This window comes from Arthrobacter sp. IK3 (assembly GCF_051337705.1).
Lineage (GTDB): Bacteria > Actinomycetota > Actinomycetes > Actinomycetales > Micrococcaceae > Arthrobacter_B > Arthrobacter_B koreensis.
In genome coordinates this window covers 288755-306438 of record NZ_JBPPSW010000001.1, presented here as the reverse complement: position 1 = coordinate 306438, position 17684 = coordinate 288755, and the positions used below count along the sequence as shown (strand labels likewise).

Sequence of the window (17684 nt, the reverse complement as noted above, 5' to 3'; positions counted from 1 at the left end):
CTTGGGGACTGGCAGGTGGAACCGGTGTCCTAGAAGAAGCCCTGCTTGGACTCGGCGTAGCTGACCAGCAGGTTCTTGGTCTGCTGGTAGTGGTCCAGCATCATGGCGTGGTTTTCGCGGCCGATGCCGGAGGACTTGTACCCGCCAAACGCCGCGTGCGCGGGGTAGGCGTGGTAGTTGTTCACCCAGACGCGTCCGGCCTGGATGTCACGGCCCGCACGGTATGCCGTGTTGCCGTCCCGGGACCAGACTCCTGCACCCAGGCCATAGAGCGTGTCATTGGCAATCGCCATGGCCTCACCGTAGTCAGAGAACCTCGTCACTGAAACCACCGGGCCGAAAATCTCCTCCTGGAAGATGCGCATATTGTTCGTGCCCTCGAAGACGGTCGGTTCCACATAGAAGCCGCCGGCGAGGTCGCCGTCGAGCACGTTCCGCTTGCCGCCCGCCAGGACCTTGGCTCCTTCCTGGCCCGCAATATCCATGTAGGAGAGGATCTTTTCCAGCTGGTCATTGGAGGCCTGGGCTCCCACCATGGTGTTGGTGTCCAGTGGGTTGCCCTGCACCATCGCGGCGGTCCGGGCCAGGGCATCAGACATGAAGGAGTCATAGATCGATTCCTGGACCAGGGCACGGGAGGGACAGGTGCAGACCTCGCCCTGGTTGAGGGCGAACATATTAAAACCCTCCAGCGCCTTGTCGTAGAACGCGTCGTCCCGGGCGGCGACGTCGGCGAAGAAGATGTTCGGGCTCTTGCCGCCCAGTTCCAGGGTGACCGGGATGAGGTTCTGGCTGGCGTACTGCATGATCAGCCGGCCGGTGGTGGTCTCGCCGGTGAACGCGATCTTACGGATGCGCTTGGAGGATGCCAGGGGCTTGCCGGCCTCCACGCCGAACCCGTTGACAATGTTCAGCACACCGGCGGGGAGGAGGTCCGCGATCAGCTCGGCCAGCACCAGGATGGAGGCCGGCGTCTGCTCTGCAGGCTTGAGCACGACGGCGTTGCCGGCCGCGAGTGCAGGGGCCAGCTTCCACGTGGCCATCAGAATGGGGAAGTTCCACGGGATGATCTGTCCCACGACTCCCAGCGGCTCATGGAAGTGGTAGGCCGTGGTGTTGTCATCAATCTGGGAGAGGGTGCCTTCCTGCGCGCGGATGGCACCGGCGAAGTACCGGAAATGGTCCACGGCCAGCGGCATGTCCGCGGCCAGGGTTTCCCGGACCGGCTTTCCGTTGTCCCAGGTCTCGGCGACGGCGAGCATTTCGAGGTTTTCCTCGATCCGGTCCGCGATGCGGTTCAGGATGTTGGCCCGCTCGGCTACCGAGGTCTTGCCCCAGGACGGTGCTGCCTTGTGCGCGGCATCCAGTGCCAGGTCAATGTCCTCGGAGGTGCCCCGGGCCACTTCGCAGAAGACCTTGCCCGTTACCGGTGAAACGTTCTCAAAGTAGCCGCCCTTCACGGGGGCGACCCATTCTCCGCCGATCCAGTTCTCGTAGCGGGGCTTGAATGAAACAAGTGCCTCGCCCTGGCCGGGCTGCGCGTAAACGGTCATGACGTGTCTGCTCCTCATATTCGAGCGTTGGTACACAACGTCGGTGTCGTGTCCATCGGTGTGGTGAACGGTACTCAGGCGGACGTAGCATCTGCGTAGCAGGGACAACCGCGTACCGTCTGGCGGCCCGCACCGAGCGGGTTTATGGTTACCTAGGGCAATTTCTTAGTAATCGAGATATAAGGAACGCTAATGACTTCCGAACTTCCGGGTGCCGGCTCCGAACCGGTGCCCAGCCGGTATATCCGCTACCGCTGGTGGGGCCTGCTGGCTATTAGCCTCGGCGTGGCAATGATCATCATGGACGCTACGATCGTGTCCGTCTCTGTCCCCTCGATCGTCGGGGACCTGGGCATTTCCAGCACCGAAATCCAGTGGGTGCAGGAAATCTACACGCTGCTCTTCGCCGCCCTGCTGCTGACCTGGGGACGGGTTGCGGACCGGGTTGGCCGGCGGCGGATCATGCTCACCGGCGTCGTGCTCTTTGTCGCAGCGTCGGTGCTGTGCGCCGTCGCCGAATCCGGCGGCATCCTGATCCTCGGCCGCGCGGTCCAGGGCCTGGGCGGCTCAATGATCCTGCCCACCACGCTTGCGCTGCTGAACGCCAACTTCCAGGGCCGGGACCGCGGCATCGCGTTCGCCGTCTGGGGCTCAACGATTGGCGGCATGGCCGCCGTCGGCCCGCTGCTGGGAGGCTGGCTGACCGAGAATGCCAGCTGGCGCTGGGCGTTCGGCATCAACATTCCGGTGGGCGTGCTGGTAGTTGCAGGCCTGCTGCTGTTCGTGGCCGAATCCTCCGAAGCCGTGACCGGAGCCGCCCAGCGACTGGATCTGGGCGGGGCCGCACTGTCAATTCTGGGCTTCGGCGCGCTGGTCTTCGGCCTCATCGAAGGACGGAGCTACGGCTGGTGGGACGCCGCCGACGACGCGCCGTTCACGGTGGGAACCCTCTCCCCTGTTCCACTGGCCTTCGGGCTGGCGGCCGTGGCCCTGGTCAGCTTCGTGCTGCTGGAGCGCTCGCGGACCGCAGCGGGCAAGGGTGTCATCCTTGACCTCTCCCTGTTCCGCATCCCATCCTTCGCCAACGGCAACGTGACCGCCCTGATTGTGAGCTTCGGAGAGTTCGGCCTGATTCTTTCGCTGCCACTGTGGTTCCAGAACGTGCTGGGTTACACCGCATTCGAGGCCGGACTTGCCCTGCTGCCCCTGGCAATCGGTTCCTTCCTCGCCTCCGGCGGGGTCGCCTCACTGGCGCGGAAGTACAGCCCCGTGGTGGTGGTGCGGATGGGCCTGGCGCTCGAAATCCTCAGCATCTCCGCGCTGGCACTGCTGATCCGCCCGGACAGCACCGCCTGGCTCACTTCCCCCATCCTGCTCTTCTACGGCATCGGCGTAGGGCTGGCCACCGCGCAGCTGACCTCCGTCATCCTGGCCGAGGTTCCCCTCGCGAAGAGCGGCCAGGGCTCCGCCACGCAGAGCACCGCCCGGCAGACCGGTTCTGCCCTGGGCATTGCCGTCCTGGGAACGGCGTTCTTCACGACGCTGAGAACCGGCACGGAGAACGCGGTTGCTGACGCCGTTGCCGGCGCACCCCAGCTTTCCGGTGCCGTGGACTCGGTGAATGCCACGTCCGGGGGCAGCATCACCGCACTGGCAGCGGATCCCCAGACCGCGTTCATTGCGGACGCCGCGCGTGACGCCATGACCAGCGGCGCCTCCCTGGCCGGCTGGATCGCTGCCGGAGCCCTGCTCGTTGGCTTCCTGACCAGCCTGCGGATCAAGCCGGTGTCCAGCCCGCAGGCGGACGAGCCAGCCGGAGTACGGGCAGCCGGGAGCGGCAAGGAGAACCACCCCTAGGCCAAGTCCCGTTCAATCCGCTGCAGTCCGGCGACTATCCCCGCCCGGCGCGGGGAACGAGGGGGCAGGAGGCGAAGCGCCAGGCGCCACGCCTCGGCGTCGTCCGCAGCCTCCTCAAGCTTGAGGTACTGCAGCACGGTCTCGAGTCCGGCCTCCGCCAGGACCGCTTCGCGCAGCTCGGCACTGAGGCCCCGGCGCAGTTCTACTATGCCCGGGGCCTGGGAATGCGGAAGCACGGGACCTTTGTAAATGTTCAGCGCCAGCCGGTGGGCACCGCGGGAGAGGCAGGCACGGACCTGCCCCGCATCCAGCACGATCTCCGCCGGCAGGCGGTAGGGCCGGGAGCCGGGAACAATGCGTGCTGAGACCGAGCGGGAGAGGAGTTTGCGCAGGCGAAGCATCTCCGCGCGCACGCTGCCAACAGAGGCGGCCTCCGGGTAGGCCAGATCCGCCAGCTCTTCGGCGCTCAGTCCCCGCGGGTGCAGCGCCAGGAGCGTCATCAGTTCAGAGTGGCGCTGGCTGAGCTGCACCCGGTTCCCGTCCACGCACAGGTCTGCGGTGTCTGTTCCCAGGACCTGCAGGCTGTCCTGGTAGAGCGTGGAGCGGGGAGTGCGGGTTTCGCTGCCGCGCCGGGCCTGGCGGGCCCCGCTGGTCTGCAGGCGTTCGACCCTGAGCTGGGCAGTGGCCGCCGCCACCGCAGCCTGGACCAGGGCCAGTGTATGGACCGCAACGGCTTCTTCCTTGCCGGTTATGTCCACCACGCCCAGCACACTGCCGGACTCTGGATCCTGGACCGGAACGGCCGTACAGGACCAGGGATGGACCTGCGGGCTAAAGTGCTCCGCTCCGGCTATCTGCACGCTGCGGCCCGTGGCGAGCGCGGTACCGGGAGCGCTGGTTCCCACCGCGTGCTCGGACCAGTCCGCTCCGGGCATGAACATCATGTTCTCCGCCCGGCGCAGGAGTTCCGGGTCTCCGTCCACCCACAGCAGCCGCCCCAGCTGGTCGCCCACGGCAACCAGCAGGCCGGTGTCCCTGCCCGGTTCAACAAGGAGGCGCTGGATAACCGGCATGATCGAGGCCAGCGGATGGGACTGGCGGTACGCGTCCAGTTCGGCACCTTCAAGGACCAGGGCGGACCTCGCCGCGTCGGGATCCGGGTGGTGCCGCAGCGAACGCTGCCAGGACTCGCGCACCCCGGGCCGCAGGACGTCCAGGACTTCGCCCTGGGAACGCAGGCTCTCATGCGCGCGCCAGGCGTCACGCTGGAGGCTCTCGGGGTTCCGGAAGACCCTTGCCTGCAGGGCACTGGAAGACTGCTGCACCGTCCAACCTATCCGCGTCGATAAGGAGACCGTTCGGGCCGGAGCAGGCGCGGATCCGCGTTGCCGTTCCGGGCAGCCAGCGGCTGCCCGTCCATAGTGACACGGCTCACTCCCGAGTTCCAGAGGTGCGCCCGCCGCTCTTGCGGCGGCCGGGCGTTAACGCACTGAAGCCAGGCCCCTGCGGGCCTGGCTTCAGTAAACGGGGACTAGGCCTAGTTGCTGCCTTCGCGGGAGACGCGGGTCATCTCTTCGCGGTCAACTACCTTGACGCGCTCGCGGACCAGGTCCCCAACTCCGGGATCGCCGTGGACATAGCCGGCGCCCAGCGTCTTCTCGTGGGCGTCGAGGCGCTTCCAGCCCTCCCAGGTGGTGTACTCCACGCCGCGCTCCTCGAGCAGGCGGATGATCGCCCCGGGCTCGGGCTCTTCGGCGGCGGGCAGGGTGCGGCGGTCTTCGAGCAGGTAGCCGATGGTCTCCAGCGCATCGCCCTTGGTGTGGCCGATCAGGCCAACCGGACCGCGCTTGATCCAGCCGGTGGTGTAGATGCCCGGTACCGGTGCGCCACTGGTGTCCACTACCCTGCCTCCCTCATTGGGGATGACGCCGCGACGGGAATCGTAGCCAACTTCCGGCAGCTCGGACCCGAAGTAGCCAACGGCGCGGTAGACGGCCTGGACCGGGTAGTCGATGATTTCGCCGGTGCCCCGGGCGTTGCCGGTACCGTCGAGTTCCGTGCGCTCCATCTTGATGCCGGCAACCTTGCCGGGGGTGGCGGGATCATCGTGGATCTCCACCGGGGAGTGCAGGAAGTGCAGGTGCAGCCGGCGCGAAGCTCCGGTGTCCTGTTCCTCGACCAGCCAGTTGGTCAGCGTGTTGACCATGGTCTTGGTCTGGTTATTGGTGCGGATCTGCTCATCCGAGGCTTCGTCGAATTCGAAATCCTCCGGGTACAGGACAATGTCCACGTCACGGGAATGCGAGAGCTCCCGCAGCTCCAGCGGCGTGAACTTCACCTGGGCCGGGCCGCGGCGGCCAAAGACGTGCACGTCCGTGACCGGAGACTTCTTCAGGCCCTCGTAGACGTTGGAGGGAATTTCAGTGGTCAGCAGGTCATCCGCATGTTTGGAAAGGATGCGCGCGACGTCGAGGGCCACGTTCCCGTTGCCGATGACGGCGATTTCCTTGGCATCCAGGGGCCAGTCGCGGGGCACGTCCGGGTTGCCGTCGTACCAGGAGACGAAGTCGGCGCCGCCGAACGAGCCTTCCAGTTCAACCCCGGGGATATCCAGCGGGGCGTCCTTCAGGGCACCGGTTGCGAAGATGATCGCGTCGTAGAAGTGCCGGAAGTCCTTCAGGGTCAGGTCACGGCCGTAGTTCACGTTGCCGAGGAAGCGGATGTCGCCGCGGTCCAGCACCTTCTCAAGTGCGTTGACGATGCCCTTGATACGGGGATGGTCCGGGGCCACTCCATATCGGATCAGGCCGTAGGGTGCCGGGTACTGGTCAAAGAGATCAATGCTGACTTCGAAGTCGCGGTCCGCTTTGGTCAGGATGTCAGCGGCGTACACGCCGGCCGGACCAGCACCGATAATTGCGACTCGCATGGGACGCTGCGAGCTGTCCGGAGCTGAGTTAGACACTTAGAGTCCTTCTACTTGGGAGTCGTGGCACGCAAATGGCGCACGTTTTTATATTCTAATTGCCTCCTTCCGCAGCGTCTAAACGGAGGCGCTCCAACGGCCGGGAATACGCCCATGGCGTAGCGGGTTGCACCGCACATGGCCAACGAGAATTCCCCCAGCGCGCCGCTGTCCGGAGCAGCGCCGCGGACCGCCGCCCCGGTTTCCTCCGGGACCACCTCCGGCACTCCTTCCGCGCCAGCCGGACCGGAGGAGAAGGCGAGCACCTCCGGACTGCTTTTTGGCATCGGCGCCTACGGCATCTGGGGCGTCCTCCCGCTCTACTTCCTGCTGCTGGAGCCCGCCGGACCGGTTGAAATCGTCGCTGCCCGCGTGGTGTTCTCCCTTGTCTTCTGTGCGGCCCTGCTGACGGTCATGCGCTCGTGGCGGAAGGCGCTGACCGCCATGAAGGACCGCCGGGCTCTTATCACCCTGACCGCGGCAGCTCTGCTCATTGCGGTGAACTGGCTGGTATTCGCCTGGGCTGTCCTGAACGGACATGCCGTCGAAGCGGCGCTGGGCTACTTCATCAACCCGCTGATATCCGTCCTGCTGGGGGTCCTGGTCCTCAAGGAGCGCCTGCGTCCGCTGCAGTGGGCGGCGATGGCGGTGGGATTCATCGCCGTGCTGGTGCTCGCCTTCGGGTACGGGACGGTTCCCTGGGTCGCGCTGGCTTTGGCCTTTAGCTTCGGCCTGTACGGGCTGGTAAAGAAGAACGTCGGCGGGAGGGTTGATGCTGTCTCCAGCCTCACCATCGAAACCGCCGTGCTCACCCCCATCGCCGCCGTCGTACTGGGAGTCCTGGCGGTGACCGGCTCCGGAACCCTGCTCGCCGAGGGGCCCGCACACTTCTGGCTGCTGGCCGCCTCCGGCATTGCCACCGCCGTTCCGCTGGTGTTCTTCGGCGCCGCGGCACGACGCCTGCCCCTGAGCACCGTGGGCCTGCTGCAGTACCTGGCTCCGATCCTGCAGTTCACGCTCGCACTGCTGGTCTTCAACGAGGCGATGCCGGCCGAACGCTGGGCCGGCTTCGGGCTGGTCTGGCTGGCCCTGGTGCTGCTGAGCATCGACATGCTGGGTTCGCCGCGGCGGGCACGAATCCGGCGCGCCGCTGCCGCCGTCTAGCGCTTAACCGGCGTGCCCCTGGTCCTCGCGGAGAGAACCAGGGGCACTTCGTTTTTTGGCGGCTAGACCTCGGAGCGCTCGGCTTCCGCTGCCGAACGCGAGTCTCCGGTCCGCAGCGTCTCGCCGCGGAAGAAGCCCGGATGAATCCGGTACATCACAAGCATCAGCACCGCGCCCAGGATGATCACGCCCATGCCCAGCACGAACACCAGTCCTACGCCGCCCACCGAGGAGCCGGACCCGTAGTTGGGGTCCATCGAATCGAAGGCCGTCTTGATGAACATGACGAACAGGATGATGCCGCCAATCGCGGGTGCCAGGAACTTCAGCAGGAAGGACCGCGCACTCTCGAACGCATCACGCCGGAAGTACCAGACGCAGGCCAGCGCGGTAATGCCGTAATAGAAGCAGATCATCAGGCCCAGCGCCGTGATGGTATCCCACAGCGCGTTTTCTGAGAGCAGGCGCGTGACCACGTAGAACGCCGACGCCGCAACGGCGGCAGCCACGGTGGCGTAGCCCGGGGACTTGTAGGCAGGGCTGATCCGGCCAAAGCGCCTGGGCAGGGCACGGTAGTGGCCCATCGCCAGCAGGGTCCGCGCCGGGGAGACGAACGTGGACTGCAGCGAGGCGGCGGAGCTGGACAGGATGGACAGGGACATCAGGATCGCGAACGGTCCCATCACCGGGGTGGCCAGGACCGCGAAGATACTCTCCTGGTTCTCCGGGTTGCCGGCACCCAGCTCGCCGTCGCCCACACCAGCGTAGGAGATCACAGCCAGCGCGATCATCATGTAGATGAGCACAATGACAAACACCGTAGCCGTGGCCGCACGGCCCGGAGTCTTGTCCGGGTCCTTGGTTTCCTCGTTCATGGTGAGGGTGACGTCCCAGCCCCAGTACACGAAGATCGACAGTGAAACCCCGGCGGCGAAAGCGGAGAAGGATTCGACCGCGAACGGGTTGAACCAGTCCCAGCTGATCTGCGTCGCATCGAAGGCGGTGCCTCCGGCCACGTGCGAGAAGGCAGCGATTGAGAACCAGGCCAGGACGATCAGCTGGAAGGCCACCAGCACGTACTGGACGGTCTTGGTGGTCTCCACCCCCCGGTAGGAGATCCAGCAGGCAATGGCCACGAAGACCAGTGTGGTGGCGATGTTCAGCGGCAGGTTCAGGGTCAGGTCCGCCAGCGAATCGTTGCCGGTGACCTGCGCGAGCATGAGGTAGAAGAAGTCCACCGCCACGGCCGCAAGGTTTGAGAGCACGATGATCGTCGCGGCGATCAGCCCCCAGCCGCCCATCCAGCCCACCCAGGGACCGAACGCACGGGTGGCCCAGGTGAAGGACGTACCCGAATCCGGCATGGCGTTGTTCAGTTCCCGGTAGCCGAGGGCCACCAGGATCATGGGGATGAAGCCGACCAGGAAGATGGCCGGAAGCTGCACGCCCACCTCCGAGACGGTGGGGCCCAGCCCGGACGTCAGGGTGTACGCCGGGGCGATGCAGGAAATGCCAATGACGACGGCGCCAATCAGCCCAACCTGTCCGCCCTTCAGCCCCTTGCTGCTCAGTCCAGTGCCCCCGGCAGTGTTTTTGGTGCTGGTGCGGTTGCTCACTGCGGATCTCCTGACGTTTGGCGCTGCGGGGCGGGCGTGTAGTTCCGGGGAACCACGACCATGGGAACCGGCAGGCTCCTCAGGACCTTGGAGGCGGTGGCACCTAGGAAGAGCTGGTTGGTCCGGGCAAGCCGGCTGGAGCCGATGATGAGGATCTCGCCGTCGTCGAAGTCCAGCTCGTCCACGGCGTTTTCGATGGTCCTGCCCTGGGCCACCACGCCTGCCACCTCACACCTGCCGCCGGTCAGGGACAGCGCGCGCTGCACCCTGTCGTCTATGTGGAGCTGTGCTTCCTCCACGGCGGCGTCGCCGGGGGCGTCCAGCGCGAGCAGGGAGAGCAGGCGGAGGGGAACGCCGCGGCGGGCTGCCGAGGCGCAGGCAACTTCCAGGACGTCCTCGGCGCCGCGCCGCTCCCCTACTGCGCAGGTGATGCGGGTGAGCGGATCCATCCGGCTGTAGCCGCGCGGTGCGAGGGCAACCGGCACGCTCGCCGCATGGAGCAGGGCGTTCGCAGCGCTGCCGACCGTGAAGCGCTTGAAGAGGCCGTTGCTTCCGGCGCCCACCACGATCAGGCCCGCAGCGAATTCCTCTGCGGCTTCGATGAGGCCGCGCGCGTCCGAGTCGGCGGTGCGGATGTGTCCCCTGGCCTCGATGTCCGCCGGCACCAGGGCCAGCGCTTCATCCAGCCAGTCCCGAAGCTGGCGTGCCAGCAGGGTGGAGTACGTCCGTTCCGGCGGATACACCGCGGTGAAGGGCGACTCCTCCGGGTCCACGATCACCAGGTCCAGGGAAGCCCCCTGGGTCCGGGCAATGGTGCAGGCCAGGAACAATGCGTCCCTGCCGCGTTCAGTGGCCGTGTAACCGACTACGTAGCGCATCGGTTCTTAGCCCTTGTACAGCGCAGCGATGCGCTCGGCGGTCTTGGCACCCATGCGGACCGCGCCGTCGACGTGCTGGTAGCCCTCGGCGGCGAGGTCGGAGCAGGACCAGTGGATGGGGCCGACGGGTGCCAGCTGGTCCGGGCCGTAGCGGTGCAGGCCGCCGAGGTCGTAGCTGGCGGCGTACGCGCCGCGGGTCCATTCCTCGGATCCCCAGTCGGATTCGTAGTAGACCTCGGGGTTCAGGGCCTCCTCGCCGAGGTAGCCGGCGATGGATTCGAGGATCGCCTGGCGGCGTTCGCCGGCGCTGAGTTCGAACATCGCGTCGGCCTTCTCGTCCGACACGAAGCCCACCAGGGTGCCGCGGCTGTCCTTGTGGTTGGTGTTGTCGTAGACCTCCTGGACCAGCTCATGGGCCCCGAAGCAGGTTCCGGAGAGCCCGGCCTCGCGCCAGAACGGCTTGGAGTACACAGCGTGGACCTTGATGACCAGTCCCAGGGAGACGTGCTGGTGCATCTGGTGCTGGCGGCGCGGCAGCGGAGGATCGAAGGAGACCCGGGAGTACAGGTTCGGCGGAACGGCCATGATGGCGTAGCGCGCGTGGACGGTGACGCCGTCGGCCTCTGCCGTGACGGACGGACCCTCCTCGCTCCAGCGGAGCGTCCGGACCGGTGCGCCCAGGATGACGTCCTCACCCAGCTCAGCGGCCATCCGTTCGGAGACCTGCTGCATGCCGCCGGCCACCCGGCGGTCCAGGATGAAGTTTTCATCCACCAGGTTGGAGAACGAACCCGCGGAGGACGCCATCAGCAGCGCCTGCAGGGTGGAGAAGGAATGCGCGGGCTTGGTGAGCATGCCACCGGCGACGAACAGTCCAATGTTGTTGCAGGCTTCTTCGTCGGAGGACTGCTCGCGCAGCCAGGCGGAGAAGGAGATGGTGTCCAGCGCCCGAGCGTCCGGATGCGTCCACGGTGCCGCCGGATCGGTCTTGGCCGTCAGTTCGTCCAGGAGGGTGATCAGGCGTTCCATTTCCTGCGCGGTGGATTCGGCAACCGGGAACATGTCACCGGAATAGCGGACCGCACGGTGGTCCGAGCCGATATACACGGACTCCCCCTCGCGGTAGCGCGGGAAGGTTTCCAGGCCCAGTTCTTCGACGAGCTCGCTAAGGGCTTCCTGGTCCGGGGAAATCCATTGTCCGCCGATCTCCAGGAATGCGCCGTCGATCGTGTCCGACCAGGTGCGCCCGCCCACGCGGTCCCGTGCCTCCAGCACTGCCACGCTCAGGCCGGCAGCCTTCAGTTTCCTCGCCGCGGTCAGGCCGGACGGGCCTGCACCAATAATGACGACGTTCCGTTCCAGGGTTCGCACTGTGTTTCCTCTCTCCAGCGGCCGACCTCCGGCCGCTCAAACCGAACGCTGTCTTCGACTCACATAAATGAATAGCGTTCATTTGTACGGACACTCTAGCGGACCCCCGGCCCTGCGGGGAGAGTCTGTGCGAATATTAATTTTGGGCACCCGGGTGCCCCAGACCCCTGAAGGAGCGTGATGGCGGGAGTACGCACACGGCGCAGTGCCGGCCGTCCGTCACAGCGTGTCCTGACACAGGAAAACATCACAGCAGCCGCCCTTGAGGTGATCACGTCCCGCGGCTACGAAGGCTTCACCATGTCTTCCCTGGCGGCGAGGCTGCAGGTGGCGCCGTCGGCCCTCTACAACCACGCGTCCTCGAAGGCCGAAGTACTGCGATGGATCCAGGACCATCTGATGGCCGAGGTGGACACGGCCTGTTTCGCGGAGCTTGACTGGCCTGACGCGGTGCGGACCTGGGCCCGCTCCTACCGGGAGGTCTTTGCCCGGCACACTCCGCTGATCGCCGTGATTGCCGTCCTGCAGGTCTCCGGCGCGCCGCGCACGCTGGCCATGTACGAAGCCGTCACCGAGGGTTTCCTGCGCGCGGGCTGGAACCAGGCGAGGATCATTCCGGCGATCGTGGCCCTGGAGTCCTTTATCTTTGGCTCGGCCTTCGACGCCGTTGCCCCGACAGACATCTTCGATACCGGGTCCCTGGCCTCGGAAAGCCCGCTCTTCACTGCGGCCGTTGCCGCAGCGCCCGGGCGGGAAAGCGGCAAGGCTGCCGAGCAGGCTTTTGAAACCGGGCTGGATGCCCTGATCCACGGCTTCGCGGGCACTCCCTCCGGTAACTGAGCCCCGCAGGGTCCGGAAACCGCAAACGGGCGGCATCCGGAGTTACCGGATACCGCCCGTTAGGTACTGCGGGGCCTGCTAAGCCTGGGCGCGGATGGCTGCTTCCAGCACGTCCAGGCCGTCGGAGAGCAGGTCTTCGCTGATTACCAGCGGCGGAAGCAGGCGGATGACATTGCCGTACGTTCCGCAGGTGAGGATGATGACGCCCTCGGCCAGGCAGGCAGCCGCGATGTCCTTGGCGGCTGCGGCGTCGGGCGTCTTGGTGCCCGGCTTGACCAGTTCGAGTGCGAGCATGGCTCCGCGGCCGCGGACCTCACCGATGACACCGGTCTCTTCGGCAACCTTGCGCAGGCGCGGAACGGTGATTTCCTCGATGCGGCGGGCACGGCCGGCCAGATCCTGGCCTTCCATCGTCTCGATGGCGGCCAGCGCGGAGGCACAGGCAACCGGGTTGCCGCCGTAGGTGCCGCCCAGGCCGCCCGGGTGGACGGCGTCGAGCAGTTCTGCGCGGCCGGTGACAGCGGAAAGCGGCATTCCGCCGGCAATGCCCTTGGCCATGGTCATGATGTCCGGGACAACACCCTCATGCTCGACGGCGAACCACTCGCCGGTGCGGCAGAAGCCGGACTGGACCTCGTCCGCGATGAAGACAATGCCGTTGGCCTTGGCCCACTCGGCCAGCCGCGGCAGGAAGCCCTCAGCCGGGACAATGAAGCCGCCTTCGCCCTGGATGGGCTCGATCAGGAGGGCAGCCAGCTGGTCCGCGCCGATCTGCTTTTCGATGGCGAGGATGGCGCGGTCGGCAGCTTCGGTGCCGGTGATCTCCGGGTTCTCTTCCCGGTAGGGGTAGCTCATGGGCATGCGGTAGATCTCGGAAGCGAAGGGGCCGAATCCGGTCTTGTACGGCATGGCCTTGGCCGTCAGGCCCATGGTCAGGTTGGTGCGGCCGTGGTACGCGTGGTCGAAGGCCACAACGGCCTGGCGGCCGGTTGCGGAGCGGGCAATTTTGATGGCGTTCTCGACTGCTTCGGCACCGGAGTTGAAGAGCACGGTGCGCTTCTCGTGGCTCCCGGGGGTCACCTCGGCGAGCTTCTCGGCCACGGCGACGTAGCCCTCGTACGGGGTGACCATGAAGCAGGTGTGGGTGAAGTGCGCAACCTGCTCCTGGGCAGCTGCCACGACGGCGGGGTCCGACGCGCCGACGCTGGTCACGGCAATGCCGGAACCGAGGTCGATGAAGGAGTTGCCGTCCACGTCGACGATGATGCCGCCGTCGGCATCCTGGACGTAGACGGGGACGCTGGACGCAACGCCCTTGGCAACCACAGCGGCGCGGCGCTCATTCAGGGCGGCGGACTTCGGGCCCGGGAAGGAACCGGTGATGTTCCGCTTCTGTTCCAGCCGGAAGGCCGGGGCGGTAGCTGAGGTGCTCATGGGTGTTGCCTCTTTCGACAGGGGAATCGGATATGCGAAAAGTGATGGATGCACTGCGCCGCAGTGATCCAAATTTACGCGCCGAGGACGCAATAAGGCACGGACACCCGCACAATGACATGTTTCGCCTGCGGTGCAAGCGCCCAAAAGACTGCCCCTATAGTTGTTGCGTGCCTATCTCGCTCACCGATCTGCTGTCCGCCAAAGACCTGGACCTCGCCATCCGCGGCAGCGCTGCCGTCACCCCGGTACCGGTCCAGTGGGTTGCGGTCACCGAACTCGAAGACCCTTCCCCCTTCCTCAGCGGAGGGGAGGTGGTGCTCACCACCGGAATGCGCCAGCGGACCGGAGCCGTGCAGCGCCGGTTCGTGGAGAGCGTGCACCGTGCCGGTGCCCTGGCGATCGGCTTTGGAACCGGCCTGAGCCTGGAACGGGTGCCCGGCCCCCTGCTCGAAGAAGCAAACCGGCTGGGCCTGCCGGTGTTCGAGGTCCCCTACCGTACCCCGTTCATCGCGGTGGGCAAGCTCGTGGCCGATGCCCTTTCCGCGGACCATGTTGAACAGCTCCAGGAGCTGCTCTCCGGGCACCAGGTCCTCGCCAGGGCGCTGCTTTCGGGCCGCGGGCTGACCGGCCTGCTGAAGGACCTGGCCGGAATCCTGGGAACCGACGTAGCCCTGCAGCAGTACGGCGCCGAGGTCTTCTCCACCAGCCTCCGGGCAACCGGCCCGGGCACGCAGACCGCCTGGCACCGGTTGCCGATCGCCACGGGCATGAGGGACCGCTGCACGCTTTCCGTCGCCAAGCCCTTCGGCCATCCGGACCTGCTTGCCTACGCGCAGAGCCTGATCAGCGTGGAGCTGAACAACCAGGCCCGGCGGAGGGTCAGCGAACGGGCAGTCAACGGCCAGCTGCTCGATGACATTGTGGCGGGCAAACTCACGGGCCAGGATGCCGTCCACCGCCTCCGGGCCGCCGGGGTCAGCACGGAACGGCGGCAGCTGACGCTCCTGGTGGAAGCCGGGACCGCGCAGGCCAAGCTGCTCGCCTCCCTGCCCCTGCCCCCGGCGCTGCAGGACGCCGTGAGCGCCACCTGCGAGGAGCGGCTGGCCGTCTGGGTTCCCGACGGCGATCCGGCCGTCCTCGCAGCGGAGCTCGGCAGCTACCTGCAGGAAGCCGGGATCCCGGCCAAGGTGGGCGTGGGAGGCGCATACGCCGAACCCGCCGGCCTGCGCTGGGGATACTACGAGGCCAAGGAAGGCCTGCTGCGCGGGGCCGCCGTCAACGAACCGGACCGGCTGAGCCTGGCGTCGCTCCTGATGGCCAGCCGTGACGTTCCGCTGGCCGACCTGGCGGCGGAGGCGCTGGATCCGCTGCTGGCCTTCGACGCGGCCCACGACGCCGAACTGGTCCCGACGCTTGAAAAGTACCTGGCCGTCAACGGTTCCGTGGCGAAGGTGGCCCAGGCACTGGGCCTGCACCGGAATACCGTCCGCTACCGGCTCACGCAGATTGCGGACCTCTCCGGGTATGACCCGGCCGTGACTGCCGACCGCGTGCATCTGTACCTCGCACTGAGTGTGCGGCGGCTCACCGCCTAGGCAGCCCGCCCCTGTCCCGGGCCGCGGAAGCGCGGCTTCCACCGGGCGGCGCGGTTTTGTGCCGGTTTAGGCCGGACTTTACGCTGTAGGGATGGACTTGCCAGCTAAGCCCGCCAGGACCCTTCACTGGGCGGGCATTGACGACCCCGGACGCCGGGATTCCGCGGTCGTATCCTTTCGCGAAAGCGAGCTGGCCGCCAGCGGCACATCCACCTGCGATGACTACTGTGTCACCTGGTCCCTGTCCACCTCCCCCGGCTGGGTCACCCGCAGGCTCGAGGTCAAGGTGACCGGGCAAGGCTGGTCCCGTTCACTGGAACTCGTCCGGTCCATCGACGGACGCTGGGATTCCCACGCAAGCACCAGCGGAAGCGTGGACCTGCCCGCCCCCGGCATTGAGGATCCAAGGTCCCTGGACAATGCCCAGGACTGCGACCTTGGCCTCTGCCCGCTCACGAACACCATGCCAATCCTGCGCCTGGACCTGCTCAACAACTCAGCCCCGCCGGATGAGACCAGGCTGACCATGGCGTGGGTGGAAGTACCCAGCCTCCGGGTCCTTGCCAGCGAGCAGGTGTACTCCCAGGTGTCCCCCTACCGGGACGAACGCGGCAGCGCGATTGTCCTCTACTCCTCCGATTCCGGCGGGTTCACCGCCGAAATTACCGTGGATTCCGACGGCGTGGTGCTGGACTACCCCGGCCTCGCCCGCCGCACTGCCTGAGAGGCCGGGACCTGGACCCCTGCACGTCAGGGACCGTCGCCGCCCGCGGCTAGGATAGAAGTACGTCCGTCTGCAACGTTGGAGCCCCCCGCAATGAGTGAAATGTTCCTCGATAAATTCCGTGCCCTGGTCCCGAAGTACCTCGAGGACAATTGGCGTCCCGAAGACGGGCTGAGCGCCGATGAACTCGACGAGATGCTCGATGAGCATGACTTCTCCATCCCGCTCGTCCTGCGTGAGTTCTACCTGGCGCTGGGCGGCTGCGAGGACCTCATGGAGGCGTACCACTTCTTCTGGGATCCGGACGAGCTCGAACTCGAAGACGGGTTCCTGCTGTTCCTGGAGGATGAGGACGAGAAGTTCGCCTGGGGCTTCCGTGCCGACCAGCTGGACGTTCCGGACCCCATCGTCTGGCGGCGGAACAACGCGCGCGGCGAATGGCAGAGCGAAGAAGGAACGTTCAGCGAATACGTCTTTGACATGTTCGAGTGGGTCTTCGAAGACGACGAGGACTAAGGCCCGAACGCAGAACGGCTGCCCGGTGGAAACCGGGCAGCCGTTCTGCTTTTAAGGGTTTTGAGGCTGGTTCAGCCGATTAGGCTTCGCGCTCCACGACTGCTTCAGCGAAGGCCGCGAGCGAGGACTTGATGACCGAGTCCGGCATCGGTGCCAGCGCCGCGACCGCGTCGGCGGCCCACTGGCGGGCCACCTCCCAGGCTTCGGCGGTGGCGCGGTTGCCGCGGACGGCCGCGACGGCGGCGGCCAGCGCCTCGTCGGAGGTCAGGTCAGAATCCACGAGCTCCAGCACAGCAGCTGCTTCAGCGTCCCCGGCGGCAGCGTTGCGGCGCAGCAGCAGCACCGGCAGCGTGGGCACGCCTTCCCGCAGGTCCGTTCCAGGAGTCTTGCCGGACTTGTCCTGCAGGCCCGCAACGTCAATGACGTCGTCGGCGAGCTGGAAGGCCACGCCCACCTTCTCGCCGTAGTCCACCATGATTTTCACGGTCTGCGGATCTGCTCCGCCAAACAGCGCGCCCAGCTGGCCCGAGGCCGCAATCAGCGATCCGGTCTTCCCCGCAATGACGGAGAGGTAGTGGGCCAGGGGATCTTCGCCGTCGGCCGGCCCCATGGTCTCCTGCAGCTGGCCCATGACCAGGCGCTCGAAGGTGCGGGCCTGGATGCCGAGGGCTTCGGCGCCCAGGAGCGAGACCAGTGAGGATGCCCGGGCAAAGATCAGGTCGCCGGTCAGGACGGCAACGGAGTTCCCCCAGACTTCGTGTGCGGTCGGTGCACCGCGGCGCACGGGCGCGGAATCCATCACGTCGTCGTGGTAGAGGGTGGCAAGATGCGTCAGCTCAACAACGACGGCGGCCATTCGCACCTGGTCATTGCCCGGGTTCGGGCCCAGGTGGGAAGCAAGCAGGACCAGCAGCGGGCGCACGCGCTTCCCGCCCGCCTCCATCAGGTGCCGGGAGGTTGCGTCCGCGAAGGGGTCCGAATTGGCGATCGCCTCGCGCAGTTCCTCTTCGACCTTTTCCAGGCCGGCCACAATGGCTGGGCCCAGGACGGGATCTTCCGCGAGCGGGGTGAACCCGGGAGGCAGCGCCATCTCGGCGTCCCCGAGGGCATCCGGGCTGGCATTGGTGGATTCAGTCACTGTTCAAGGCTAACTTCTCGTGGGGACGGG

At 66.5% G+C, this 17684-nt stretch carries 14 protein-coding genes; 6 read left to right on the top strand and 8 right to left on the bottom strand.

What is annotated here, in order from left to right:
* Nucleotides 1-29 precede the first annotated feature (29 nt).
* On the bottom strand, nt 30-1553 hold the full coding sequence (exaC, locus tag ACSLGO_RS01440; RefSeq protein ID WP_263127561.1) for an acetaldehyde dehydrogenase ExaC: 1524 nt from the start codon (nt 1551-1553) through the stop codon (nt 30-32).
* 192 nt (nt 1554-1745) lie between these two features.
* Here exaC and ACSLGO_RS01435 point away from each other — a divergent pair, with 192 nt between their 5' ends.
* Nucleotides 1746-3410, top strand: coding sequence for a DHA2 family efflux MFS transporter permease subunit (locus tag ACSLGO_RS01435; RefSeq protein WP_436399750.1), 1665 nt, complete (start codon nt 1746-1748; stop codon nt 3408-3410).
* On the opposite strand, the gene ACSLGO_RS01430 is transcribed toward ACSLGO_RS01435, so the two are convergent.
* Nucleotides 3407-4735 (bottom strand): GAF domain-containing protein, encoded by a 1329-nt coding sequence (locus tag ACSLGO_RS01430; protein WP_277664531.1) that lies wholly within the window; start codon nt 4733-4735, stop codon nt 3407-3409. The two genes, ACSLGO_RS01435 and ACSLGO_RS01430, sit on opposite strands and share 4 nt — an antisense overlap.
* A gap of 212 nt (nt 4736-4947) precedes the next feature.
* Nucleotides 4948-6375 carry an FAD-dependent oxidoreductase gene (locus ACSLGO_RS01425; RefSeq protein ID WP_152273768.1) on the bottom strand — a complete coding sequence of 476 codons (1428 nt, stop codon included), beginning with the start codon at nt 6373-6375 and terminating at the stop codon, nt 4948-4950.
* Between the two features lie 138 nt (nt 6376-6513).
* Between ACSLGO_RS01425 and rarD the strand changes: the two genes are divergently transcribed.
* The gene (gene rarD, locus ACSLGO_RS01420; RefSeq protein WP_091602334.1) at nt 6514-7539 is read left to right on the top strand and encodes an EamA family transporter RarD; all 1026 of its coding nucleotides are present in this window, start codon (nt 6514-6516) and stop codon (nt 7537-7539) included.
* A 62-nt stretch (nt 7540-7601) separates the two neighbouring features.
* Here rarD and ACSLGO_RS01415 read toward each other — a convergent pair whose 3' ends face one another.
* The 3 genes from ACSLGO_RS01415 to ACSLGO_RS01405 are packed head-to-tail and all read right to left on the bottom strand — an operon-like array spanning nt 7602 to nt 11404.
* The gene (locus ACSLGO_RS01415; RefSeq protein WP_091602331.1) at nt 7602-9155 is read right to left on the bottom strand and encodes an APC family permease; all 1554 of its coding nucleotides are present in this window, start codon (nt 9153-9155) and stop codon (nt 7602-7604) included.
* Nucleotides 9152-10033, bottom strand: coding sequence for a universal stress protein (locus ACSLGO_RS01410; RefSeq protein ID WP_263127565.1), 882 nt, complete (start codon nt 10031-10033; stop codon nt 9152-9154). Before ACSLGO_RS01410 ends, ACSLGO_RS01415 begins: the two co-directional genes overlap by 4 nt.
* 6 nt (nt 10034-10039) lie before the next feature.
* A complete protein-coding gene (locus tag ACSLGO_RS01405) occupies nt 10040-11404 on the bottom strand; it encodes a flavin monoamine oxidase family protein (protein WP_091602326.1) in 1365 nt (454 codons plus the stop codon).
* Nucleotides 11405-11584: 180 nt separating this feature from the next.
* On the opposite strand from ACSLGO_RS01405, the gene ACSLGO_RS01400 reads away from it, so the two are divergent.
* The gene (locus tag ACSLGO_RS01400; protein WP_091602319.1) at nt 11585-12244 is read left to right on the top strand and encodes a TetR/AcrR family transcriptional regulator; all 660 of its coding nucleotides are present in this window, start codon (nt 11585-11587) and stop codon (nt 12242-12244) included.
* A gap of 78 nt (nt 12245-12322) precedes the next feature.
* Here ACSLGO_RS01400 and gabT read toward each other — a convergent pair whose 3' ends face one another.
* Entirely contained in the window at nt 12323-13678 is a 1356-nt protein-coding gene (gene gabT, locus ACSLGO_RS01395; RefSeq protein WP_152273772.1) for a 4-aminobutyrate--2-oxoglutarate transaminase, read from the bottom strand.
* Nucleotides 13679-13848: 170 nt separating this feature from the next.
* Between gabT and ACSLGO_RS01390 the strand changes: the two genes are divergently transcribed.
* From ACSLGO_RS01390 to ACSLGO_RS01380, 3 genes are all read left to right on the top strand, one after another.
* Entirely contained in the window at nt 13849-15276 is a 1428-nt protein-coding gene (locus tag ACSLGO_RS01390; protein WP_436399749.1) for a PucR family transcriptional regulator, read from the top strand.
* Between the two features lie 91 nt (nt 15277-15367).
* Entirely contained in the window at nt 15368-16000 is a 633-nt protein-coding gene (locus ACSLGO_RS01385) for a putative glycolipid-binding domain-containing protein (RefSeq protein WP_091602312.1), read from the top strand.
* Between the two features lie 93 nt (nt 16001-16093).
* On the top strand, nt 16094-16516 hold the full coding sequence (locus tag ACSLGO_RS01380; protein WP_091602305.1) for a hypothetical protein: 423 nt from the start codon (nt 16094-16096) through the stop codon (nt 16514-16516).
* Nucleotides 16517-16595: 79 nt separating this feature from the next.
* Here the strand turns inward: ACSLGO_RS01380 and ACSLGO_RS01375 are convergent, their stop codons facing one another.
* Nucleotides 16596-17606, bottom strand: a complete 1011-nt coding sequence (locus ACSLGO_RS01375; RefSeq protein WP_091603700.1) for a polyprenyl synthetase family protein — start codon at nt 17604-17606, stop codon at nt 16596-16598.
* Nucleotides 17607-17684 lie beyond the last annotated feature (78 nt).